The organism is Kumtagia sp. (genome assembly GCF_059502445.1).
Genome location: NZ_JCACER010000096.1, coordinates 226,750 through 249,942, shown reverse-complemented (window position 1 = coordinate 249,942; position 23,193 = coordinate 226,750). Strand labels below are relative to the sequence as shown.

The window sequence follows — 23,193 nt, the reverse complement described above, 5'->3', positions numbered from 1 at the left end:
CGCTCCGCACCCGATCAAGGCAACGGGCAGCCCGATCGGCGTCGGAACTGGAAAACACCTCTCGAATCGCACCTGAAACGCTTCCGCCAACAGAATTACGCGACGCCCTCATGTATCGTTTTCGGACGCTCGAAATATCGGACGAATGCCCGCTTCCCCGGAATTGACCGGCAGCAGTCGACCTTGGGGCAGATCTCCTGGCACTGCCGCTTTACCATTCGCTAACGTTGAAAGCGTTCGCCTGAGGAGAGAGCAGACCATCCGGATGGCAGGGCATCCACCCGGATGGTCAATCGACCGCCTGCAGTTTCCAACCGACAGGTGGTCGGTTCTTGGTGGCCTGGGGGAGCTCGCGAGTCAGCGACGGGGGACCACCGGAAACCTGGTGCCATTGGCCGTTATCGCACGTAACCGAGGCCTCACAGCTCAGCACGCCGACAATAACCACCTTACGGCACGAGTATTAATCAAGGTTACAATTGCCCTGAATCACTTCAAGACGCTCTTCAATCAATTTTCTGACGTCAATGTACGCAATCGAACTATTCCGGGTCAGACAACAGGTGGACAACTTCATCGTCCACTTTGCCGTTTCTGCGCAACCCCGTTCGACAGGGGAGCTGGCGTAAAGCCAGAGTTTGCGGCATCTGCCGACCACGCCGGCGGTGGCCAGGTGAAACGGAGCATGGACGCTGTCGGGATTCGGCCTGCGATCACGCGCAACGGCGGAAATGATGCCGCTCGGCGGGATGGTCGGCCGAGCGGCAAAGTGAGGCCCGGGCAGTATCCCGGCGGCGCCGTTCCGTTTTGGTGAAGCCGATCGCCGGCAGTCTTATCTAATTGGCGGCGAATGCGGATCAACCGGGAGAGGATCGGCGGTCGGGCGGGACGCGCGGAAAGCTCCGCGCTAGTCCAGGAACACCTTCACCGTGTCCGAGCGGCCCTCGGCATCCACCACCGAGAGAGTGACGAAGCCTGGGCCATCCGGATGCCAACTGTTCTGCCGGGCGAAGGCAGAACGCCCGAACGGCGCGCCGTTGGCGAAAAAGGTGAAGGGCGGCACGCCGTTGCGCACCTTGACGATCAGTGGCGCCTCGTTGCCTGAGGCCAGCCCGAGATCGACATCGACGCCATCGGCCGGATAGGCGATCTGCGGCGCCGCATCGCGTTTCACCTTCTGCTCGTCGGGATGACGGAAGCGGCGCAACGGCAGTGGCAGCTCCGAGTTGGAGGCAAAGATCGTTCCCGGCGGGGCGTCGCGCAGCGGCACGGTCTTCTCGGCCAGCCGGTCAAAGCTCTCGAACAGGATCGGCGCGGCGGCGCCGATGCCGGTAATGCCGGGGATCTGCGAATTGTCGGGCCGGCCGACCCACACCCCGATCACGGTCTTGCCGTCAAAGCCGATGGCCCAGGCGTCGCGATAGCCGTAGGAGGTGCCGGTCTTGTAGGCGATGCGGCCGGCCGAGCCGTTGAGCGGCGGCGGCACGTCGGCGAGGATATTGCCGACATACCAGGCAGCAATCGGATCGAGCACCGGCGCCGGCGTCTCGGTCTCCTCCACCACCGGCTTCACCCCGTCGCGCAGCACCACCGGGGTGCCGCCCCGGCCGATGGCCGCATAGATCGAAACCAGGTCGCGCAGCGTCACGCCGACCCCGCCGAGGCCCACCGCGAGGCTCGGCGCCGTATCGGCGGGCAGCCGCGCCGCGGCATGCGCCCGCTTGATCCGCGCCACCAGCCGGGCCGGCCCGACCGCGTCGAGCACCACCACGGCGGGAATGTTCAGCGACTCGGTCAGCGCTTGCCGGATCGACACCGTGCCGCGGTTGAAGCCATCGAAATTGACCGGCACATAACCGTTGAAGGCAGTCGGCCGGTCCTCGATCAGGCTCTCCGGATGGGCAAGCCCCAACTCGAAGGCCAGCCCGTAGATCAGCGGCTTCAGCGTCGAGCCGGGCGAGCGCACCGCCTCGGTCATATCGACATAGCCGTCGCTTTCGGCGTTGAAGAGGCCGGCCGAGCCGACCGAGGCAAGGATATTGCCGGTCTGCTGGTCGGCGACGACGATCGCTACCGAAAGCTTCGAGCCGAGTTGCGCCGCCCGATCGGCGCCGAGCCGCTCGAGCTTGGCCTGCAGCTTCCGATCGATGGTGAGCTCGATCCGGCGGGCATTGGGGTGCGCCTTCACCGCCGCCTGGGCGAGGTGCGCCGCATACATCGGGAAATCGCGCCGCACCCTGGGCATCGGCTCGAGCTTGGCTGCCTCCGCCTCGTCGGCGCTGATCACCTTGGCGCCGACCATGCGGTCGAGCACCAGGTTGCGGGCACTCCGCGCCACCTCGATATCGCGATCCGGCCGTCGCGCCTCGGGCGATTGCGGCAGCGCCACCAGCAACGCGCATTCCGCCGTGGTCAGCCGACCGGGCTCCTTGCCGAAATAGGCGAGGCTCGCGGCGCGGATCCCCTCGATATTGCCACCATAGGGGGCAAGCGTCAGGTAGAGCGTCAGGATCTCGTCTTTGCTGAGCGTCTGCTCCAGCATGTCGGCATGCACCATCTGGCGGAGCTTGCCGGCAATGTTGCGGGTCGGCTCTCCACCGATCAGCCGCGCCACCTGCATGGTGAGGGTCGAGCCGCCCGAGACGATCCGCCCGGCCCCGGCATATTGCACCGCGGCGCGCAGCATCGAGGGCCAGTCGATGCCGTGATGCTCGTTGAAATGCTGGTCCTCATAAGCCAGCAGCATGTCGATGAAGCGCCGGTCGACCTCTTCGATGGTCACCGGCAGGCGCCAGCGGCCATTGGCCGTGGTGAAGGGCCTCAGCAGCAGCCCGGCATTGTCGACCACCGCGGTCGATACCGGCACCGCCGACACCACCGGAGTGGGCGGCAAGGTGGCGCGGATATCGCGCAGCACGGCGAGCCCATACTGACTGCCGACCAGCGCCACGCCGGCGAGGACGATCAGCGTGGCAGTAAAGAGCCCCGGCGCGCGGAAGCGCCGGGGCTGTTGTTTGTGTCCGGCCGTGCTCATGGCCCGGTGACGCCGACCTCAATCTGGCCTGCGTCGGTATTGGCGCGCAGTTCCGGCCGGTACATGTCCTCGACCGTGGCGCCCGGCATCACGAAGCTGCCCGGCGAGACGGCACGCACCATGTAGGCAGTGGTGACGCTCGAGGCCGCGGAGGTGAACTTGAATGCGGCGACGAACTGGTCGGTCCGCGATTCAACATGCGCCGGCGTATCGACGGTGAGCCAGCTGAGGTCGGCAACGCCCGAGCCCTGCAGCAGGTCGGGGTTCTCGATCTCGAACCCGGCCGGCAGCGGATCGGCCACCACATACTGGCCCGAACCGAGCTGGGTCGGCTGCGTCGTCAACACCACCACGAACCGGTCGTTCTGGCGGACATTGCTGAGATCAGCCGGCTCGCCATTGGGCAGGTAGTAGTCGCGCTGGATGGTGAACCCATTCGAGCTCGCCGCCGGCGGGGTCGCCGGGATGGCGGTGACGGTCACCTTCATCTCGGTCGGCCGGTTGCCGTTGTTGACGATCTCGACGGTCTCATTGTCGAACGCCTCCTGGTCGTAGCGGCGATAGACGGTGCCGGTGAGCGGATCGCCATTGATCGTCACCGAACCATCACTTGCCTCACGAGCCAGCGCCGAGGCGGCCACCAGGGTCCACGCATCCTCCTGGGTGGAGGTCCAGCGCTCCTGGTCGCGCAGCGTCGCGAGCTTGGTCGTCAGCGCCCCGATATCGACACCCGACGGCGTGAACTCGGCGGCGAGGGCAAGCACCCCGGCCGTGTCGCGCAGCTGGCTGCCATAGTCGTTGCGATACTTCGCCCGATCTTCACGCGCCTTGAGGTCCTCGACCGCCGCCTGGAAGGCCTCTGCCGCACGGGTCCGGTCGCCATAGAGGGCGAGCGCGGCGCCGAGCTGGGCCTTGGCGAGCGGCGAACCGAAGGCGCTGAGGCGCGCCTCGAGATAGTAGCGCAGGTCGCCGATGGCGGCCCGGCCGGCGCGCGCCAGGTCGTAGAGCGCGAAGGCCACGTCCTCTCCGCCGACGGTGAAGTCGGTGGCGTAGGACACCTGGTTGCCGAGGTTGTCGAGCGCCCGGGTCATCGCCAGCTCCGGCACGTCGTAGCCTTCCGCCTTGGCGCGGAGCAGGAACTCGGTGACGTAGGCGTCGAGCCACAGGTCGGTGCCGTCATAGGGTCCCCAGAGGCCGAAACCGCCGCTGGAGGTCTGCTTGGCGAGCAGGTTCTTGATCGCGTCCTTGACCCGCTGGGTGATCGCTTCGTCATCGCCCAGACCGATCATCGAGGCGACTTCGTTGAGATAGAGCAGCGGCAGGGCCCGGCTCGAGGTCTGCTCGGCACAGCCATAGGGGTAGCGATCGAGCTGCATCAGCAGGCCCGGCACATCGAGGCGGGCAATCGGCCCGACCGCGAGCGTCAGTTCCCCGGTATGCGGCACCATGTCGGCAAACAGGCTATTGTCGAGCGTGGTCGTCGCGCCAACCTCCAGCGGGATCAACTGGCTGGTGGTCACGGGTGCACTGGCGGCACGGACCCCGAGCGTCAGCTCCTTGGTCTGCGTATCGCCGTTCGGCGCGGTGACGATCACCTTGAGCGTCTGGTCGCCGATCTCCGTGCCGGTGAGGCTGAGGTTGAGCGCGGTGCGCTCGCCCGTCGGCAACTCGACCGAAGTCTCGGCCGCATCGGTCGAGAGCCCGGTGCCGGTTTCGAGCGCCACCTTGTAGGTGCCCGGCTCGCCGCCGACATTGTTGACTTCGACCAGCAGCCGCGACGTGTCGTCGAGCCGCAGGAAGCGCGGCGGGCTCAGGTTCACCACCACCGGATCGCGCACGATCACGTCGGCCGAACCATGACCCACGGCACCGGCGCTCCACGCCATCGCCATCAGCCGCACCGTGCCGTTGAAATCCGGCATGTCGAAGCTGATCGTCGCAGTGCCGTCGGCACCCACTTCGACGATGCCGGAGTGGAGCGCCACCAGCACCGTGGTCGCAGGCGGCGTGCCGAAGCGCGAGGCGCCCTCGTCACCGCCGGTACGGAAGGCACCAGGTGTGCCCTGCATCGGGTCGATCAGCTGGCCATAGAGATCGCGCACCTCGACGCCGAGCTGGCGCTGGCCGAAGAACCAGCCATCCGGATCCGGCACCTGGAACTTGGTGAGGTTGAGGATGCCGAGGTCCACTGCCGCAACCGCGACATAGGCCTTGTCACCCGGCTTGACGTTGGCAAGCTTCACCGTGGTGGTGAAGGCCTGGCGCGGCAATGCCACCTCGGGCGCCTCGATGCTGAGGTCGAGCTTCAGGTCGCCTGGCTCGACATCGGCGAAGGCGAGGCCGAGCGCACGCGCCGGCATGCGCTTGGCTTCCGCGCTGGCCGGACGATAGAGCATCGCCGTCACATAGGCGCCCGGGCCCCAGTCATCGGTGACTTCGAGCGGCACGGTGGTGCCGCCTTCCGGCACTTCGACCGCCTTCATGTCGATGATGCGATCGTCGACCACCATCACCAGCGCGGTACCGGCGAATTGCGGATCGAGCTTCAGGTTGGCCGTCTCGCCCTTCTGGTAAGCAGGCTTGTCGAGCGCCACCGACAGCGTGTCCGGCGTGTCCGAGCCCGCTTCCGGATAATAGTAGCCGGCATAGAACTCGTAGCTCGACGAGGTGGCGCCTTCACCGGTGCTCGTGACTTCAAGCCGGTACTGGCCCCAGCTGACGGCCGCGCCGACGGCCACCGGGCCGGAGGCGAGCGCATCGACGGTGCCGTTGGCCACTTCGCGCGTCGTGGTGATGTCTTCCCACTTCCAGGTGCCGCTGTTGCGGTACCACTGATAGGTGGTTTCGACCCGCGACAGCGACCACTCGAGCCCGGCCTCATCGACCGTCGCGCCATCGGGCGCCACCGCGATCACGTCGAACTTCGCCTCGCTGCCTTCGGCCAGCCCGCTGGCATCGGCAAACTGCGGCTTCAGCCCGATGCGGTTGCCGTCGGCCAGCACCGGACGGGTGAGGCTGCGCTCGATGGCGCGGCCATTGCTGTCGACAAGGCGCAGGATCAGCTGCGCCTCGAGCGGCCGCGTCGTCGCTTGCGGCGCGCTGATGTTGAGCTCCGCCGTCGCGTTGCCGGCCTCATCGGTGGTGCCGACGACGCCGAGCGGCTCGCGGGAAGTCTCGAAGGTGTCGTCGAGCCGGCCGAACGTATAGCCAGGATAGGCGGGCAGCGACGTCACCGGACGCAGCACCGCGTCGGCCTCGACCGCGAGGTCGGGCGCGGTAGCGCCATAGAGATACTTGGCGGTCACTTCGACCGGCGTCATTTCGCCGGTCCTGATCGGCTCGTCTGCCGCGCTGATTTCAAAAGCCAGCCGTTCCGGCTCGAAATCCTCGACCAGGAACCCGACATTGGTCAGCGCCTCGGCCTTGGGGTCGGCATAGAGCCGCATGGTCCACGAGCCGCGCATCGCTTCAGGGTCGAGCGTGATGGCGCTGAAATAGCCGCCGGCACCGGCATCGCTCAGCAGTTCCGTGCTCGAGATCACCCCGTCCGGACGCTGCACTTCCAGCGTCAGCGGCAGGTCGGTCACTGCCTTGGCTTTGACGTCACGCAGGATGGCGGTGAGGAACACCGTCTCGCCCGGACGATAGACGCCGCGCTCGGTGGTGGCGAACAGGTCGAGCGGACCCGGCGACGGCCGGCCCTCGACACCGCGATCGGTGAGATCGAACGCCGCCTTCGAAACGTCGAGGAACGCATAGTCCCCGCCATCGGTCTCGGTGGTGATCAGTTGCGGCGCCCGGCCGCCCTCGCCGCGCGACAGGCCCGGCGCGAAATCGGCCCGGCCATCGGCATCGGTCACCGCTTCGCCGAGGATCTCGTTGTTGACCGCGACGAGCCGCACTTTGGCATTGGCCACCGGCTGCGCACTGGTGAGCGAGCGCACGAACGCATGCACGCCATCGTCGCCGGTGACCGTGGTCAGCCCGAGATCAGTGACGATGAACCACTGCGTTGCGACTTCTTTCCAGTACTCCTGCTGCACGCCATTGACCTTGGCGGTCACCACATAGGCGCCCGGCTGCAGTTCCTTGACGATTTCAGCGACCGGAATGGCGGTCACCGTCATGGCGTTGGGGGCGCCCTGCGCCAGGTCGACCTGGCCTTCCCAGGTCTTCTCGCCGGTCGAATTGGCGACGTCTTCGGCCGAATAGCCGTCGAGCGTGCGCTGGAACACCCCGTTGCGCACCGCGGTGGCAATCGAGCGATCGCCGATCCGGTAGATCACCACGTCGGCGGTCTTGGCGTTCACCGAGGTAATCGGCAGGCCGCCGCCGAGCCCGGCGGGCATCACATAGGCATTGTTGGCAAAGCCGACGAACGGCGCGCGATCGGGCACATAGAGGTCGAGCTCGACATCGGAGCGCAGCTCTTCGCCATTGGCCGAGGGCAGGCCCGAACGCAGCTTGATGTGATAGCGCCGGCCATGCTCGACGCCGGTGATGCAGATCTGGCTCTGCTCGGTCTCCACCGCCACGGTCGGCGCGTTGTCGACCACCACATAGCTCGAAAGGTCGGTATCGCCGGAGGGCAGCGAATCCGAGAATACCGCGCAGATGCGCGGGTTGGCGGCTTCGGCATCGACCTGGTTGGAGGTGACGCGGAAGCCGTGCTCGGCCACCGTCTGTTCCAGCGCCGCTTCGCGCGTCGCGTTGTCGACCAGTGCGAGGCTGGCGCGATAGGTGGCGATGGTTTCGCGCCACATCTCGCGGCGCGACAGCGCAAGCGCCAGTGCTCCCAGCGCGTCGGCGCGCTCGGCCACAGTTTCGGACAGCATCAGTGCATTCATCGCCGCATAGGACGAGTTGACCGCGAGGTCATAGACGCCGTTGCCGGCGGCCGCCTCGATCACCATGCGCGCCTCGCCCTCGGCGGCGAGCTTCAGCCATACCGAGGGGTCGTTCCGGTTGATCGCCAGCGCCTGGCGATAGGAGACCATCGCCGCCGAGGGGTTCGACTGCGCCGAGGCTTCATCGCCGGCGGCCACCAGGTCTTCATAGCTGACATCGGGCGGCGGCGGATCGGTCTGCGGCAGGCTGGTCGCCATATAGCGGGCGGAATCGACCAGGTCCTGCGCCGGGAACGGCAATTCGCTCAGCCGGGCCTCGACCGTCTCGGCCAGCGGCGGGGTGAAATCGACGCGGCCGGACGTGGCGCCCTTGAACGCCGTCTCAGGGCCGACATCACCCTTGAGGAAGCACCACTTGGCCTTCTCGTTATAGGTGAAGGCGCGGCAGATCTTGTCGTCGGTACAGGCCGCCGAACAGGCGTCGACATCGACGTCCTTCAGCACCGAATAGTCGAAGCCGGGAAGGTCGGTGCCGGGCAGCAACGTGATGTTGCGGTCGGCCGCATGCGCAGGACTGAGGGCAAGGGTTCCGGCCACGACAAGCCACCAGATCGACCGAAAAAGCCGCTGCATTCCCAAACCCCTATCGTATCGAATAACTCCGCCACCCTATGATGAATGGGGCTGAACGACAAATGAATGACGGGGGTAAGATGCTGCGCGAAACTGGCAGTCGGCGCACCCTCTCCCGCTTGCGGGGGAGGGGGGGACCACGCGAAAGCGTGGTGGGAGGGGGGTGCTGCACGCACTGATCGTGGGCGGCTGGGGTCAGGCTCGGTGTTTGCGGCCCCCCCTCCCACCAGCCTTTCGGCTGGTCCCCCCTCCCCCGCAAGCGGGAGAGGGAGTCCCGACTGCTGCCAACAGCCTCCTACTCCGCCGCCTCCGGCCGGTTCACCTCGATGATCCCGCGAATCTCCGCGCGACACGAACCACAATTCGTCCCTGCTTTCAGCGCCGCCCCGATCGCATCGACGGTGTGGCAGCCGCTGCGCGCCGCTTCGGCGATCTGGTTGGCGCCGACCCCGAAGCAGGCGCAGACGATCGGGCCTGGGTCCGGCCGGTCGGCGCCGGGCCGTCCGGCAAGGATGTCCGCCCGCCGGGCCGGCTCGATTGTCTCGGTCAGCAGCGACACCGCCCATTGCCGCGATACCAGCACCGGGTCGGGCGACAGGTAGAGCGCGAAACTCAACCGGCCCGCCTCGAATAGCGCAAGGCTCTGCCGACCACTTGCCTTGTCGGCAATGCTCAGCAGTTCGACGCTCTCCCCCACCCCGAACGCGACACGCGCCCAGCCGACCCAATCCTCGGGTTCGCTGATGAACGCCAGCTCCGCCCGCCAGCCGCCCGCCGTCTCGGCGATGGCCCAGTAATCAGTGCCGACAAGCTGCGGCCGCACCCGGCTGACCGCAAAGCCGTAGCGCCGGGCCAAAGCCGGGCCTGCCACCACCATCGCCGATTTGAGCGCCGGCTGCCCCGATTGCGGATCGGTCTGGCCGCTCACCAGCACGTCGATCCGGCCTTGCGCCGAGAACCGGTCGGTCCAGTGCATCGGCACAAACACCGAGCCCTTTTGCTGCCGCTCGGTCACCAGCGCCCGCACCAAGACGCTTCCATGCTGGTTCTCGAGCCGGACGAGGCTGGCGTGCCGGATGCTCTTTTCAGCCGCGTCGTCGGGGTGGAGCTCGGCGAAGGGTTCGGCCATATGCGCCGAGAGCCGTGCCGCCTTGCCGGTCCGCGTCATGGTGTGCCAGTGGTCGCGCACCCGCCCGGTATTGAGCACCAGCATACCCGGCGGCGGCACCAGCGGCGGCGGTGGCAGCACCGCGACGAAGCGCGCCCGCATGTCGGGGGTGAAGAACCGCCCATCGGCAAACATCCGCGCCGTGCCGCGAACCGCCCGCACCGGCCACTGCACCGGTTGCAGCCCGTCATAATCGGCGTGCATCAGCCCCGAGAGGTCGAAATCGCGGCTGCCGTCATTCTCGAACCCGGAAAGCGCTGTATGCTCTGCAAAGATTTCGCCCGGCCGCTCGTAGGCGAAGGCTTCGGCGTATCCCATGCGGCGCGCCACCTGCGCGACAATCCACCAGTCGGGCCTCGCTTCCCCGGGCGCCGGGAGAAACGGGCGCTGCCGCGAGATCCGGCGCTCGGAATTGGTGACCGTACCGTCCTTTTCGCCCCAACCCGCCGCCGGCAGCCGCACATCGGCCTCCACCGCCGTATCGGTTCCCGCGTTCATGTCCGACACCACGACGAATGGACAGGCCCGGATCGCCGCCCGCACCTTGTCGGCCTCGGGCATCGAATCCACCGGATTGGTCGCCATGATCCACAGCGCCTTCACCTTGCCCTGAGCGATCGCCTCGAACAGCTCCACCGCCTTCAGGCCGGGCTTCTCTGCGACCCGCTCGGAGCGCCAGAAGCGCTTCACCCGGTCGATGTTCCGGGGTTCGAAATCCATGTGCGCGGCCAGCATATTGGCGAGCCCGCCGACTTCGCGTCCACCCATGGCGTTGGGTTGCCCGGTGACCGAGAACGGTCCCATCCCCGGCAGGCCGATCCTGCCGGTGGCGAGGTGCACGTTGACGATGGCGTTGACCTTGTCAGTGCCGGTCGCCGACTGGTTGACCCCCTGCGAGTAGACCGTCACTGCCCGCGTCGTCTCGGCGAACCAGTCGTAGAACGCCGCGATGTCGCGCTGGCTGAGCCCGGTGGCGTCCGCCACCCGCTCGAGGCTCCAGCCGCGTGCCACGTCGAGCGCCGCACCGAACCCATTGGTGCTCTCGGCGATGAACTCGGCATCGACGGCGTTCCGCTCGGCGAGAGACTTGAGCAGCCCCACGAACAAGGCCGTATCGCCATCCGGCTTGATGGCGAGGTGCAGGTCCGCCTGGTTTGCGGTAGTGGTCCGCCTGGGGTCGATCAGCACAATCCGCATCCCCGGCCGCTCGGTCTTGGCCTTGACGATGCGCTGGTACAGCACCGGGTGGCACCAGCTGAGGTTGGAGCCGACGAGGATGATCAGGTCGGCGAGCTCCAGATCCTCGTAGTTCCCGGGCACCGTGTCCGAGCCGAAGGCCCGCTTGTGCCCAGCCACCGACGAGGCCATGCAGAGCCGCGAGTTGGTGTCGATATTGCCCGAGCCGATGAACCCCTTCATCAGCTTGTTGGCGACGTAGTAATCCTCGGTGAGCAACTGCCCCGAGCCGTAGATGGCGACCGAGTCCGGCCCATGCTCGGCGATGGTCTCTGCAAAGGTATTGGCTACAAGGTCGAGCGCCTGGTCCCAGCTGGCGCGCTCGCCATCGATCTCGGGGTGGAGCAGTCGCCCGTCCAGCGACAGCGTTTCGCCCAGCGCCGATCCCTTCGAGCAGAGCCGCCCGAAATTGGCCGGATGCTCGGGGTCGCCTGATATCGTCACGGAGCCGTCCGGCTGCGGTGTCGCCAGCACCCCACAGCCGACCCCGCAATAGGGGCAGGTGGTGCGGATGGTATCAGGCATCGTGGCTGGAACCCCTACCCGTTCGGCTCGCAGAGCGCGGGGCTCCACCCCACCCAGCTGCGCTAAGCCCGCTACGCGGGCAAGCTGCGCTGCCCTCCCCATCAAGGGGAGGGAGACCCGACTGATGGCTTCGGTTCTTCTCCCTCCCTCCCCCTTGTGGGGAGGGTAGCGCAGCTAGGCGAAGCCGTAGCGAAGCTGGGTGGGGGTGGGCAACACGCACCGAACTGCGCTCGAGGGGTCGCGGAGCCACGATACCCCCTACTCCGCCGCCATCAGCATGACCTCGGCCGCCATGAAGATGCGGCCGTCGACCACGTTCACCGCAAAAGTCCTGACCTGCCCTTCGTCGGCGCCCTGCGCTTCGCCGGTGGCAAGGTCGAACACCCAGTTGTGCAGCGGACAGGTCACCGACCCGCCGTGCACGATCCCCTCGCTGAGCGGCCCACCCTTGTGCGGGCAGCGGTTCTCGATGGCGTAGACATGGTTCTCGGCAGTGCGGAACACCGCGATCTTGCCCGCCGGCGTGTTCACGCAGCGCGCGCCGCGCAGCGGGATCTGCTCGATCCGCCCGATCTCGATCCAGTCGTTCATATCCATCACTCCGCTGCCTGCGGCACGCCGAATTCCGCCAGCGCGGCGAACTCGTGCGCATCCTTGCCGTTGACCCGTTCTTCCCACGGATCGACCTGGGCGAACTGCTGGCTGAACACGAAACGGTCGTAGTAGAAGCGGCGCTTCTCGCGGTCGGTGACGATGGCGGCCTGGATCGACTCCATCCCCACCCGCTTCAGCCACTTGTACATGCGCTCGAGATAGCGCCCCTGCTCGCGATAGAGCTGGGTCAGCGCGGCGATGATCTCGATCGCCTCGTCCTCGCTGTCGGCATGGCAGAGCGCTTCGGTGCCCTTGATGTCGAGCCCGGCGGCCCCGGCAAAGACAATGTCGTAGCCACTGTCGACGCAGATCACGCCGACATCCTTGCAGGTGGCTTCGGCGCAGTTGCGTGGGCAGCCGGAGACGGCCATCTTCACCTTGGCCGGGGTCCAGGCTCCCCACATGAACTTTTCGAGCTTGATGCCCAGCCCGGTCGAATCCTGCGTGCCGAACCGGCACCAGTCCGAGCCGACACAGGTCTTCACCGTCCTCAGGCCCTTGGCATAGGCAGCGCCCGATACCATGCCGGCGGCGTTAAGGTCGGCCCATACGGCCGGCAGGTCCTCCTTCTTCACCCCCAGCATGTCGATGCGCTGCCCACCGGTGACTTTCACCGCCGGGATACGGAACTTGTCGACCACATCGGCGATGGCGCGCAGTTCACCCGAAGTGGTCATGCCGCCCCACATCCGCGGCACCACCGAATAGGTCCCGTCCTTCTGGATATTGGCGTGCACGCGTTCGTTGATGAAGCGGGATTGCTGGTCGTCCTCGTATTCGCCCGGCCAGCTCGCCACCATGTAATAGTTCAATGCCGGCCGGCACTTGGCGCAGCCGCATGAAGTCTTCCACTCAAGCTCCTGCATAAGTTGAGGGATCGAGCGCAACTCCTTGGCAACAATGAGCCTGCGCACTTCGTCATGGCCGAGATCGGTACATTTGCACATCGGCTGCACGGCCGATGGGTTGTAACTGTCGCCAAGCGTCAGCAGCAGCAGCTTTTCGACGAGCCCCGTGCACGAGCCACAGCTCGCCGAGGCTTTGGTATGGGCGCGGACATCGTCGAGCGAGGTCAGGCCCTTGCTGGTGATCGTCCCGGTGATCTTCGACTTACATACGCCGTTGCAGCCGCAGATCTCTGCCTCATCCGGCAAGGCTGCAACGGCCGCCGTAGGGTCCAGCGGGGCACCACCCTGGTAGTTCTGGCCGAAGATCAGCGTGTCGCGCATCTCGCGCGTATCGACGTTGCGCTTCAGCATATCGTAGAACCACGGCCCATCGCCGGTATCGCCGTAGAGCACCGTGCCGATGATCCTGTCGTCCTTGAGGATCAGCCGCTTGTAGACGCCGGCCGAGGCGTCGCGCAGCACGATCTCCTCGCGATCCTCGCCTTCGGCGAAATCGCCGGCCGAGTAAAGGTTGACGCCGGTGACCTTGAGCCGGGTCGCGGTGGCGACCGGCGTGAAGGTCGCCTTGTCGTCGCCGCAGAGCTGTGCGGCGAGGACGTTGGCCATATCGTAGAGCGGCGCCACGAGCCCGAAGGTCGCCCCGTTCACCTCGACGCATTCGCCGAGCGCATAGATCGAGGGGTCGGAAGTACGCATCTGCGCATCGACCACGATGCCGCGATTGGCGGCGAGTTCGGCGCTCTTGGCGAGCGCCACGTTCGGCCGGATACCGACCGCCATCACCACCAGGTCCGCCGGGATCACCGAACCGTCGGCGAACTCGATGCCGGTGACCCGCTTGTCGCCGAGGATCTGCCTGGTGTTGGCCGAGGTCATCACCTTGATGCCACGCGCCTTCATCGATTCCCCAAGCAGGTAACCGGCCGCCGGATCGAGCTGGCGCTCCATCAGCGTCGGCATCACGTGCACTACGGTGACGTCCATGCCCTGCTCGTTGAGCCCGGCCGCCGCCTCGAGCCCGAGCAGTCCGCCGCCGATCACCACCGCCCTGCCCCTGGACTTGGCCGCCAGCATCATGGTGTTGACGTCATCGAGATCGCGATAGGTGACGACGCCGGCGAGGTTCGCGCCCGGCACCGGGATGATGAACGGCACTGAACCGGTGGCGATCACCAGCTTGTCGTAGCTCTCGGTGATACCGTTGACCGAGGTCACGGTCTTGTTCACCCGGTCGATGCTCTCGACCTTGCACCCCTTGTAGAGGGTGATGCCGTGCTTGATGTACCAGGCGTCGCCATGGATGACGATGTCGTCAAAGCTCTTCTCGCCCGACAGCACGGGGCTGAGCATGATGCGGTCGTAATTGACCCGCGGCTCGGCGTTGAAGATCACCACCTCGTAGCGGTCGGGATCGGTCTCGAACAGCTTCTCCAGCGCCCGCCCGGGCGCCATGCCGTTGCCGATGATGACGAGTTTTTCTTTCACTGAACCGTCTCCAGTTGAACCACCGGCCTCTCGTTGCTCCTCCACCGTGAAACGGGGGAGGGGGACCGCCGAAGGCGGTGGAGGGGGCGGCAGGATGCGCCGGTTTGTGGGGCCGCCCCCTCCACCAGCTTCGCTGGTCCCCCTCCCCCGCTGCGCGGTGGAGGACCACTGAGGGGCCGGTGGCTTTTGGTATGCGACTGCTTCACGGCGACCCCCATCATGCCGCCTCCACAAAGCGGTGCCGCTCGTAGAGGAATTTCAGCACCGCCTCGCGGCACTTGAGGTAAGTGCGGTCACCGGCGAGCTCGAGCCGCTGGCGCGGCCGGCCGAGCGGCACCTCCAGCACTTCGCCGATCCGCGCCGCCGGGCCATTGGTCATCATCACGATCCGGTCGGAAAGCAGCACCGCCTCATCCACGTCGTGGGTGATCATGATCATGGTGTTGTTCAGCCGACCGTGGATCTCCATCACCGCATCCTGCAGGTGCGCCCGGGTCAGCGCGTCGAGCGCCCCGAACGGTTCGTCGAGCAGCAGGATTTTCGGCTCCATCGCCAGCGCCCGGGCGATGCCGACGCGCTGCTTCATGCCGCCCGAGATTTCCGCCGGCCGCTTGTCGCGGGCATGCCCCATCTGCACCAGGTCGAGATTGTGCATGATCCACTCATGCCGCTCGGCCTTCGACTTCTTCGCCCCGAACACCTTGCCGACCGCCAGGTTGACGTTCTCGTAGACCGTCAGCCAGGGCAGCAGCGAATGGTTCTGGAACACCACCGCTCGCTCCGGTCCGGGCTCCGATACGGTCTTGTCCTCGAGGAAGATGGCGCCCGAAGTGACCTCGGTCAGTCCGGCGATCAGGTTGAGCAAGGTCGACTTGCCGCAACCCGAGTGGCCGATGATCGAGATCACCTCGCCCTGCTCGATCTCCAGCGAGATATCCTTGAGCACCTCCGAGGTGACCCCGTTCCGCTCGAAGCTTTTGTCGACGTGATCGATCTTGAGATAGCCAGCCATTCCTGCCTCCTCAGTTCGCGGCCGTGCCGCGGGTGATGAAGGCGCCGAAGCCGGCAACCAGGCGGTCGAGCATGAAGCCGACCACGCCGATATAGACCAGCGCCACGATGATGTCGGGCAGGCGTGACGAGTTCCACGCATCCCAGATGAAGAAGCCGATGCCGACGCCGCCGGTGAGCATTTCCGCCGCGACGATGGCGAGCCAGCTGAGCCCGATACCGATCCTGAGGCCGGTGAAGATGTACGGCGCCGCGGCCGGCACCATCACCTTGAAGAAGAACTCGATCGGGTTGAGCCGGAGGATCGCCGCGACGTTGCGATAGTCGTTCGGGATATTGCGGACGCCCACTGCCGTGTTGATGATCACCGGCCACACGGCGGTGATGAAGATGACGAAGATCGCCGAGGGGTGGCTGTCGCGGAACGCCGCCAGCGACAGCGGCAGCCAGGCCAGCGGCGGCACGGTGCGAAGGATCTGGAAGATCGGATCGAGCCCGCGCATCGCCCAGACCGATTGTCCGATGAACGCGCCGACCGCGACGCCCACCAGGGCGGCGAAGCCGAAGCCGATGGCCACCCGCTGCAGCGAGGCCAGCACCCGCCAGGCGAGGCCGATATCGCCATTGCCGTAGTCGAAGAACGGGTTCCAGATCAGCTCGCCGGCCTGCTCCCACACCAGCGATGGCGGCGGCAGCGAGGCGCCGGGGGTGGCGCAGGCGATCTGCCAGACCAGCAGCACCAGCAGCACGACGATCAGCGGCGGCACGACGGAGCGCGCCACGTTGGCAGCGACCTTTCGAAGGTCGACCCTGCGGGTGCTGGATTGCGCCGGAAAGGCGAACACCTTCGCCTTCTTGGCTTGCACGACGGTTTCGAACTGGGCCTCTGCACTCATGCTCGCGGGGTCCGTACTCAATGAGGGGGAAAAAAGCGGCGCCGAGCCGGGGCTGGGCCCGGCGCCAGTCAGGGGACGTCGACCCGATCAGCCCAGCGCAGTGATCGCGAGGCTCTCGAGGTAAGCGGACGGGTTTTCGGGATCGAACACCTTGCCGTCGAAGAAGGTCTCCGGCCCGCGCGAGCTCGACGCCGGGATGTCGGCCGCCGCCACGCCCAGAGTTTTTGCCGCATCGCGCCACAGATCCTCGCGATTGACCTGGTCGACCAACGCCTTCACGTCGGTTTCGGCCGGCAGGTACCCCCAGCGGATGTCCTCGGTGAGGAACCACGCATCGTGGCTCTTGAACGGGTAGGAGGCATGGTCCTTCCAGAACTTCATCTCGAGCCCGGTGGCGGTCATCACCCGGCCGTTGCCGTAGTTGATGTCGCCTTTGAGCCGCCCCAGCACATCGGCCGGCGGCACGTTGAACCAGCCGCGCTTGCCGAGGATCTGGCTCAGCTCCTCCTTGTTGGCCATGTCGTCGGCCCACTGCGCCGCCTCCATCACCGCCATCAGGATGGCGCGGGTGGCGATCGGGTTTTTCTCGATGAAGTCGTTGCGCAACCCCAGCGCCTTTTCCGGGTGCCCCTTCCACAACTCGCCGGTGGTTGCGGCGGTGAAGCCGATCCCCTGGTTGACCAGTTGCTCGTTCCACGGCTCACCGACGCAGAAGGCATCCATGTTCCCGACCTTCATGTTGGCCACCATCTGCGGCGGCGGCACGGTGATGGTGGAAACCTCGGTGTTGGGGTTGATGCCGCCGGCGGCGAGCCAGTAGCGGATCCACAGGTCGTGCGTCCCACCGGGGAAGGTCATCGCCACGGTGACCTCCTTGCCCTCGGCTTTGCGTTTGGCGAACACGTCCTTGAGCGGCGAGCTGTCGAGGCCGACGCCGACATCCTTGTAGGCCTGGGCCACCGAGATCGCCTGGCTGTCGAGATTGAGCCGCGCCACGATCGACATCGGCAGCGGCACGTTGTTCTGCGTCACCTTGCCGGTCGAAATCAGGTAGGGCATCGGCGTCAGGATATGCGCCCCGTCGATGCCGTTGGCGGCGCCGCCCAGCACCAGGTTGTCGCGCGTCGCGCCCCAGCTGGCCTGCTTCAGCACCTCGACATCTGGCACGCCATGCTTGGCGAACAGCCCCTTCTCCTTGGCGATGATCAGCGCCGAGGAGTCGGTCAGTGCGATGAAGCCCAGCTTGGCGCCGGTAACTTCCGGCCCCGCCCCTTGCGCGAAAGCGCCCGAGGGGAACAGGGCCTTGGCCGCGACCAGGGCTGCGGCGGTGGCAGTGGTGCCGGCGAGGAACGCCCGGCGGCTGAGGAGGGAGGTGGTGGTCGGCTTGGTCATCAAGTCTCTCCAGGTGATGCGATCAAGCCGGCGCCCCGAAGTGCCCCTCGGCCCCAAACAGAAAAGCCGCCAACAGGTCCTGTGCGCTGGCCCGAAGACCAGTCGACATTCCTGTTGGCGGCTTTGCCTGTGATGGGGCGCCCACCGTTGGACGCCGGATGATCGCGAATTCGCGTGTCGGAGAGAGTAATGCACGCGCCGTGCCAAACTGGCGCCGCGACGGAAACTTCAGGTGAGTCAGATGGTTATGCGGAGACCGTCGAAAACCATCAGTCAGCAGAACTGACTAATTTGCGTTCAGTCATGTCAATGCGTGCACAAAAATTCGGCACAACAGTCAATTGATTATAGAATAAGCACTGAGGTCGGGCGCGGGCTGACCGCACCGGCCCCTGTGAGAGTCGCCCTTACCCGCGCTGCATCTCGATATACGCCTCGATCTCGGCCGGATCGAACGGCACCCCGTCGAAGAACCCGTCGGGTCCGATAACCAGCGTGCCCGCTGTCGCCGCCACTTCGGCCGGCGCGGCCAACAACCCCTCGACCTTGCTGTCCGCCACGGGCATCGGCACGCCGAGTGGCGCCAGCGCCGAGCGGTACACCTCCGGCCGGAAGGTCAGCGCCGCCGCTCGCGCCCGCGCCACGCTGTGCTCGAGCTCGCCCCAGCGCACCATCTGGCTGTAGAACCATGCGGCATGGCTGGTCCACGGGAAGTTGGCTGCTCCGGCATAGGGCACGAAATGGTCCGGCACGCTGGCCCTCACCCCGCCACCGATGTCGAACTGCCCGTCGAGCGCCGGCAGGATCAGCTCGGCCGGCACCCCCAGATAGTGCGGCGCCGCCATGATCCCGGCGATCTCCTGATGGTTGGCCGGCTCGCCGCACCACATGGCCGCCTGGTGCACCGCCCGGATCAGGCCGGCGACGATCTCGCTATTGGCCTCGGCCCAATGCGCCCGCATGCCGATCACCTTGTCGGGACTCGAGCGCCAGATCGCCGCCTTCACCGTGGCGAGATGCGCGCCGACAGTCTTCACGCCCACCGTGTTCCACGGCTCGCCGACGCAATAGCCGTCGATGCCACCCGACCCCAGCGCCTCGGGCAGCAGCGGCGGCGGCAGCACCACGATCTCGATATCGCGGTCGGGCACGATGCCGCTGGCCATCAGCCAGTAGCGCAGCTCGTAATTGTGCGACGAGGTCTGATGCACCACACCGAAACGCAATCTTCGTTCCGATGCTCGCACCACTTTGGCCAGCGCCGCGCCGACTGGCCCGGCGGCCAGTGTCGCCGGCGCCCCGGCCTCGGCCATTCGCGCCCACAGCCCGGCGCTTACCGTCACCCCGTTATTGCCGAGCCCCAGCACCATCGGGGTGATCATCGGCACCGACAGCGGGTTCAGCCCAAGCGTCGCGGCGATCGGCATGGGCGCCAGCATCTGGGCGAAATCGAAATGTCCCAATGCCGCCCGGTCGCGGATATTGGCCCATGAACTCTCCTTCACCAGATGCAGGTCCAGCCCCTCGGCCGCCGCAAACCCCTTCTCGCGCGCCAACACCAGCAACACGCTGTCGAGCAGGGGCAGGAAACCGGCGGAGAGAGCAATGAGCGACATGATTATTCCTCTGGGCCGAGCAGGCTGTCGGCCGTAACAAGGCTCTGGGCAATATCGACGATGCGGCGGTTCTGGTTCATCGCGGTCTTGCGCAGCAGTTTGTGGGCGTCCGCTTCGCTCAGCCCGCGCGTTCGGTTGAGGATCGCCTTGGCCTGGTCGATGACCTTGCGATCCTCGAGTTCGCTGCGAGCCTGCTCCAGCTCGCGCGTCAGCCGCGCGAAGGCGTTGAAGCGGCTCACCGCCATGTCGAGGATCGGCTTCACCCGTTCCTTCTTCAGCCCATCCACGACATAGGCCGAGACCCCGGCCTCCACCGCCGCCTCGATGGCCGAGGCGTCCGAGCGGTCGACGAACATGGCGATCGGCTTGCGCAAGGCCCGGCTCAGCGTGAAGAAATGCTCCAGCCGGTCGCGATTGGGGTTCTCGAGGTCGATCACCACCACGTCGGGCATGTCACGCTCGATGACCCGCGCCACCTCGTTGATCTCATTGACCACCGTGACCCGGAAATGCCCGGCCTCGCGCAACCCGTCCTCGATGATCGAGGCGCGGATGCGGTTCTCGTCGATCACCAGAATGGCGAGGTCCTGCACCGGCATCAGGTGTTATCGGCACGTTCGAGCTGCACAAGCAAGCGCCGCTTTTGCATCCCTGCCCATCATTTCAGCGGCGATTTCTGAATTCCATTTGACTTAATAAATCCGCCGTCACAGTCTCCCCTCCAGCCTAGGAGGGACGCCTTGGGCCTGAGGGGGACGAACCAGGAATTCGGACGGCCGTACAACCGGCGCATCGTCCTTGAGGCCATCCGCGCGACTGGCCCGACGACGCGCGGCCGCATCGCGGCGGAGGTCGGCCTCACCGTGCAGACCGTCTCCACCATCATCCGTGAGCTCGAGGAACAGGGCTACATCCTCTCCAACCGCGAGGAGCCACGCGGTCGCGGCCTGCCGCCGACGACGCTCCGGCTCAATCCCGACGGCGGCTATGCCATCGGCATCCACCTCACTCCGTTGGGCCTCGATGCAGCGCTGATCAACCTTTCCGGCGATGTCATCGGCTCCGCCCATCGCGATGTCGCCCACGCCACTCCCGACCGCGCCTTCGCGTTGATTGGCGCCATGCTCGCCGAGCTCCGCGCGTTGAGGCCCGACGTGCGCATGCTTGGCGTCGGCCTGGCGCTGCCCGGCCCGTTCGACGTGGAGTCGATGAGCTTCGTCGGCCCCACCACCATGGCCGGCTGGGGCAATGTGCGGTTGCGCGAACGGCTCGCCGAAGTGAGCGGCATGCCCGCCTTCATCGAGGCCGACATGGCGGCCGCGGCGCATGGCGAACGGCTCTACGGCCGCGGCGCCGAGTTCGCCGATTTCTACTACCTGTTCTTCGGCGTCGGCCTCGGCGGCGTCATGGTGCATGACGGCGCGGCCTTGCGCGGCGCCTGGGGCAATGCCGGCGAGATCGGCCACATCCCCGTGGTACCTGACGGCGAGCCCTGCCCCTGCGGCAATGCCGGCTGCCTCGAGCGCTACGTGTCGCTCGAAGCCTTCGGGCGCCTCGGCCTCGGCGAAGCCGCCTATGCCGACGCCATCCGGTCGCAGTTGCGCGCCGCGCTGGTCACCATCGAGAACCTGTTCGATCCCGAGACCATCATCCTTGGGGGCCTGGCGCCGGCCACCCTCGCGGTGGAGCTCGCCCGTGTCGCCGATGACCTGCCCAACTCGGTCGCCGCCCGCCGCGACCGCAAGGCACCCCGGCTGATCGTCTCCAATGGCGGCCCGCATACCGTACTGCGCGGCGCTGCGGCTTTGGCGGTGGCCGGCGTGCTGTCGCCCCGCTTCGGCCAGCTCTTCGCCCCCGGGAACCCCCAGCTCAAGGGACTTGCCGCATGACCAGTTTCACTCCGCTGCTCGTCCTCGACGACATCAAGAAGAACTATGGCGCCATCGAAGCGCTGAAGGGCATCAGCTTCACCATCGGCAAAGGCGAGGTCGTGGCGCTGCTCGGCGACAACGGCGCCGGCAAGTCGACGCTGGTGAAGATCATCGCCGGCGGGCTCGAGCCCAGCGCCGGCCGCATGACCTTCGACGGCCGCGACTTTCTTGCCAGATCTCCCTCGGAGGCGAAGGCCGCCGGGATCGAGACGGTCTACCAGGACCTGTCGCTCGCCACCAATGTCGATGTCGTCGCCAACTTCTTCATGGGTCGCGAGCTGACCAGGCGCGTGCTCGGCATGCAGGTGCTCGACGAGAAAGCGATGGAAGCGGTAGTCGCCAAGGCGCTGGCCAGCGCCGGCACGAAAATCCCGTCGCTCCGCACCAAGGTCGAGCACCTCTCGGGCGGCCAGCGCCAGGCCATCGAGCTGAACCGGTTCGTGCATTGGGGCGGGAAGCTCGTGCTGCTCGACGAGCCCTTCGCCGCGCTCGGCGTCGAGCAGACCCGCCGCGGCCTCGAAATGATCCGCGCCGTCGCCAACCAGGGCATCGGCGTCGTCATCATCACCCACATCATGCAGCAGGCCTTCCAGGTCGCCGACCGGATCGTGGTGATCCGCCAGGGTGTCGTGGCCGGCGACGTGCCAACCGATAAAACCAGCCCCGATGCGGTGGTCGCCATGATCACCGGGGAAGTGCTTGCCGGCGCCGGTCCGGCAGCACAGGGGCAGAAGAGGGGTCCGGCACAAGAGGAGAGAACGACATGAGACGAACATTGATGTCCGCCCTCGGCGTCCTGGCATTGGCGATCGCCATGCTGACGCCGGCCTGGGCGCAGTCGAAGGGCACCGTCTACTACATGGTCCCGACCTTGCTGGACGAGTTCCAGACGGGCTCCGTCGGCGCGCTGGAGATGTTCCTGAAGCAGGTCGGCTACGACGTGAAGACGCTCAACGCCGACAACAAGACGGATGCCCAGCAGAGCCAGATGAACGACGTCATCGCGCTGAAGCCGGCGGCGATCATCCTCGCCGCGGTCGACTTCAATGCGCTGAAGCCGTCGATCGAGGCGGCGCGCGCCGCCGGCATCCCGGTGGTCGAGTTCGACCGGCAGATCACCTCGACGCCATCCGACTTCACCTCCGTCGCCGGCACGGTCGAGATCGGCTACGTCGCCGCCGAGCAGGCCGAGAAGCTGCTCAAGGAGAAGCACGGCTCGGTCAAGGGCAAGGTCCTGCAGGTGCTCGGCGACCCCGGCGATCCCTACACGCTCGACATCCAGAAGGGGTTCGAGGAGAAGATGAAGGCGTTCCCGGAGGTGACCATCATCTCGCATCCGGCCATGCAGTGGGAGGCCAGCAACGCCGGCACGATCGTCGCCGACCAGCTCGTCGCAAACCCCGACATCGACCTGATCTTCAACCACGCCGCGCATCTGTCGGTCGCCGCCGTCGCTTCGCTCGAGGCCGCCGGCAAGAAGCCCGGCGACGTCATGATGATGAGCTCGAACGGCGCGCCGGTCGGTCTCGACCTGATCCGCAAAGGCTGGCTGAACGTCGAGGTCGAGCAGCCGCTCTACGCGCAGGCCGCGGCGGTGGCCATGTTCATGGACAAGGTCGTGAACAAGCAGGAGATCAAGGCCGGCGAGTATGACGTGATCGGGCTGAAGGGTACGCTCACCGTCGAGAGCTGGGGCCCCAACATCCGCCTTCCGGGTGCGGCGATCGACAAGTCGAACGTCGACAACCCGGCCTTCTGGGGCAACATGAAGCCGCCTTCCGACACGGTGAAGGCGGTGGAGTGAACGTCAGACTTTGATCGGCACCTTCACTCGCCCCCTCCACCGCCTGCGGCGGT

Annotated in this window: 13 protein-coding genes; 3 read left to right on the top strand and 10 right to left on the bottom strand. The window is 66.5% G+C overall.

The genetic code is table 11. The features are described from left to right. Positions 1–907 precede the first annotated feature (907 nt). The 10 genes from pbpC to AC5JDC_RS25335 form a co-directional block, all read right to left on the bottom strand. Entirely contained in the window at positions 908–3,034 is a 2,127-nt protein-coding gene (gene pbpC, locus AC5JDC_RS25380) for a penicillin-binding protein 1C (RefSeq protein ID WP_495845718.1), read from the bottom strand. Further along, positions 3,031–8,514 (bottom strand): alpha-2-macroglobulin family protein, encoded by a 5,484-nt coding sequence (locus AC5JDC_RS25375; protein ID WP_495845716.1) that lies wholly within the window; start codon positions 8,512–8,514, stop codon positions 3,031–3,033. The genes pbpC and AC5JDC_RS25375 overlap by 4 nt, the downstream gene beginning before the upstream one ends. A 295-nt stretch (positions 8,515–8,809) precedes the next feature. Then, entirely contained in the window at positions 8,810–11,443 is a 2,634-nt protein-coding gene (locus tag AC5JDC_RS25370) for a nitrate reductase (protein WP_495845808.1), read from the bottom strand. Positions 11,444–11,701: 258 nt separating this feature from the next. Further along, positions 11,702–12,040 carry a nitrite reductase small subunit NirD gene (gene nirD, locus AC5JDC_RS25365; RefSeq protein WP_495845714.1) on the bottom strand — a complete coding sequence of 113 codons (339 nt, stop codon included), beginning with the start codon at positions 12,038–12,040 and terminating at the stop codon, positions 11,702–11,704. Continuing rightward, on the bottom strand, positions 12,040–14,490 hold the full coding sequence (nirB, locus tag AC5JDC_RS25360; protein ID WP_495845712.1) for a nitrite reductase large subunit NirB: 2,451 nt from the start codon (positions 14,488–14,490) through the stop codon (positions 12,040–12,042). The genes nirD and nirB overlap by 1 nt, the downstream gene beginning before the upstream one ends. A 217-nt stretch (positions 14,491–14,707) precedes the next feature. Then, positions 14,708–15,502 carry an ABC transporter ATP-binding protein gene (locus AC5JDC_RS25355; RefSeq protein ID WP_495845710.1) on the bottom strand — a complete coding sequence of 265 codons (795 nt, stop codon included), beginning with the start codon at positions 15,500–15,502 and terminating at the stop codon, positions 14,708–14,710. Positions 15,503–15,512: 10 nt separating this feature from the next. Continuing rightward, positions 15,513–16,397 carry a nitrate ABC transporter permease gene (gene ntrB / locus AC5JDC_RS25350; protein WP_495845708.1) on the bottom strand — a complete coding sequence of 295 codons (885 nt, stop codon included), beginning with the start codon at positions 16,395–16,397 and terminating at the stop codon, positions 15,513–15,515. 87 nt (positions 16,398–16,484) lie between these two features. Next, the gene (locus tag AC5JDC_RS25345) at positions 16,485–17,789 is read right to left on the bottom strand and encodes a CmpA/NrtA family ABC transporter substrate-binding protein (protein ID WP_495845706.1); all 1,305 of its coding nucleotides are present in this window, start codon (positions 17,787–17,789) and stop codon (positions 16,485–16,487) included. 407 nt (positions 17,790–18,196) lie between these two features. Continuing rightward, positions 18,197–19,405, bottom strand: coding sequence for a CmpA/NrtA family ABC transporter substrate-binding protein (locus AC5JDC_RS25340; RefSeq protein WP_495845704.1), 1,209 nt, complete (start codon positions 19,403–19,405; stop codon positions 18,197–18,199). Between the two features lie 2 nt (positions 19,406–19,407). Then, positions 19,408–20,004 (bottom strand): ANTAR domain-containing response regulator, encoded by a 597-nt coding sequence (locus tag AC5JDC_RS25335; RefSeq protein ID WP_495845702.1) that lies wholly within the window; start codon positions 20,002–20,004, stop codon positions 19,408–19,410. 141 nt (positions 20,005–20,145) lie between these two features. On the opposite strand from AC5JDC_RS25335, the gene AC5JDC_RS25330 reads away from it, so the two are divergent. From AC5JDC_RS25330 to AC5JDC_RS25320, 3 genes are read left to right on the top strand one after another with little or no spacing between them, the layout of a single operon-like run. Further along, the gene (locus AC5JDC_RS25330) at positions 20,146–21,294 is read left to right on the top strand and encodes an ROK family transcriptional regulator (RefSeq protein ID WP_495845700.1); all 1,149 of its coding nucleotides are present in this window, start codon (positions 20,146–20,148) and stop codon (positions 21,292–21,294) included. Then, the gene (locus AC5JDC_RS25325) at positions 21,291–22,103 is read left to right on the top strand and encodes an ATP-binding cassette domain-containing protein (protein WP_495845698.1); all 813 of its coding nucleotides are present in this window, start codon (positions 21,291–21,293) and stop codon (positions 22,101–22,103) included. The genes AC5JDC_RS25330 and AC5JDC_RS25325 overlap by 4 nt, the downstream gene beginning before the upstream one ends. After that, on the top strand, positions 22,100–23,140 hold the full coding sequence (locus AC5JDC_RS25320; protein ID WP_106771031.1) for a sugar ABC transporter substrate-binding protein: 1,041 nt from the start codon (positions 22,100–22,102) through the stop codon (positions 23,138–23,140). The genes AC5JDC_RS25325 and AC5JDC_RS25320 overlap by 4 nt, the downstream gene beginning before the upstream one ends. The last annotated feature ends 53 nt before the right edge of the window (positions 23,141–23,193 follow it).

Coding starts and splice junctions, on each gene's coding strand:
- pbpC (WP_495845718.1), bottom strand. CDS start 3,034: ATGAGCACGGCCGGACACAAACAACAGCCCCGGCGCTTCCGCGCGCCG.
- AC5JDC_RS25375 (WP_495845716.1), bottom strand. CDS start 8,514: ATGCAGCGGCTTTTTCGGTCGATCTGGTGGCTTGTCGTGGCCGGAACC.
- AC5JDC_RS25370 (WP_495845808.1), bottom strand. CDS start 11,443: ATGCCTGATACCATCCGCACCACCTGCCCCTATTGCGGGGTCGGCTGT.
- nirD (WP_495845714.1), bottom strand. CDS start 12,040: ATGGATATGAACGACTGGATCGAGATCGGGCGGATCGAGCAGATCCCG.
- AC5JDC_RS25355 (WP_495845710.1), bottom strand. CDS start 15,502: ATGGCTGGCTATCTCAAGATCGATCACGTCGACAAAAGCTTCGAGCGG.
- ntrB (WP_495845708.1), bottom strand. CDS start 16,397: ATGAGTGCAGAGGCCCAGTTCGAAACCGTCGTGCAAGCCAAGAAGGCG.
- AC5JDC_RS25345 (WP_495845706.1), bottom strand. CDS start 17,789: ATGACCAAGCCGACCACCACCTCCCTCCTCAGCCGCCGGGCGTTCCTC.
- AC5JDC_RS25340 (WP_495845704.1), bottom strand. CDS start 19,405: ATGTCGCTCATTGCTCTCTCCGCCGGTTTCCTGCCCCTGCTCGACAGC.
- AC5JDC_RS25335 (WP_495845702.1), bottom strand. CDS start 20,004: ATGCCGGTGCAGGACCTCGCCATTCTGGTGATCGACGAGAACCGCATC.
- AC5JDC_RS25325 (WP_495845698.1), top strand. CDS start 21,291: ATGACCAGTTTCACTCCGCTGCTCGTCCTCGACGACATCAAGAAGAAC.
- AC5JDC_RS25320 (WP_106771031.1), top strand. CDS start 22,100: ATGAGACGAACATTGATGTCCGCCCTCGGCGTCCTGGCATTGGCGATC.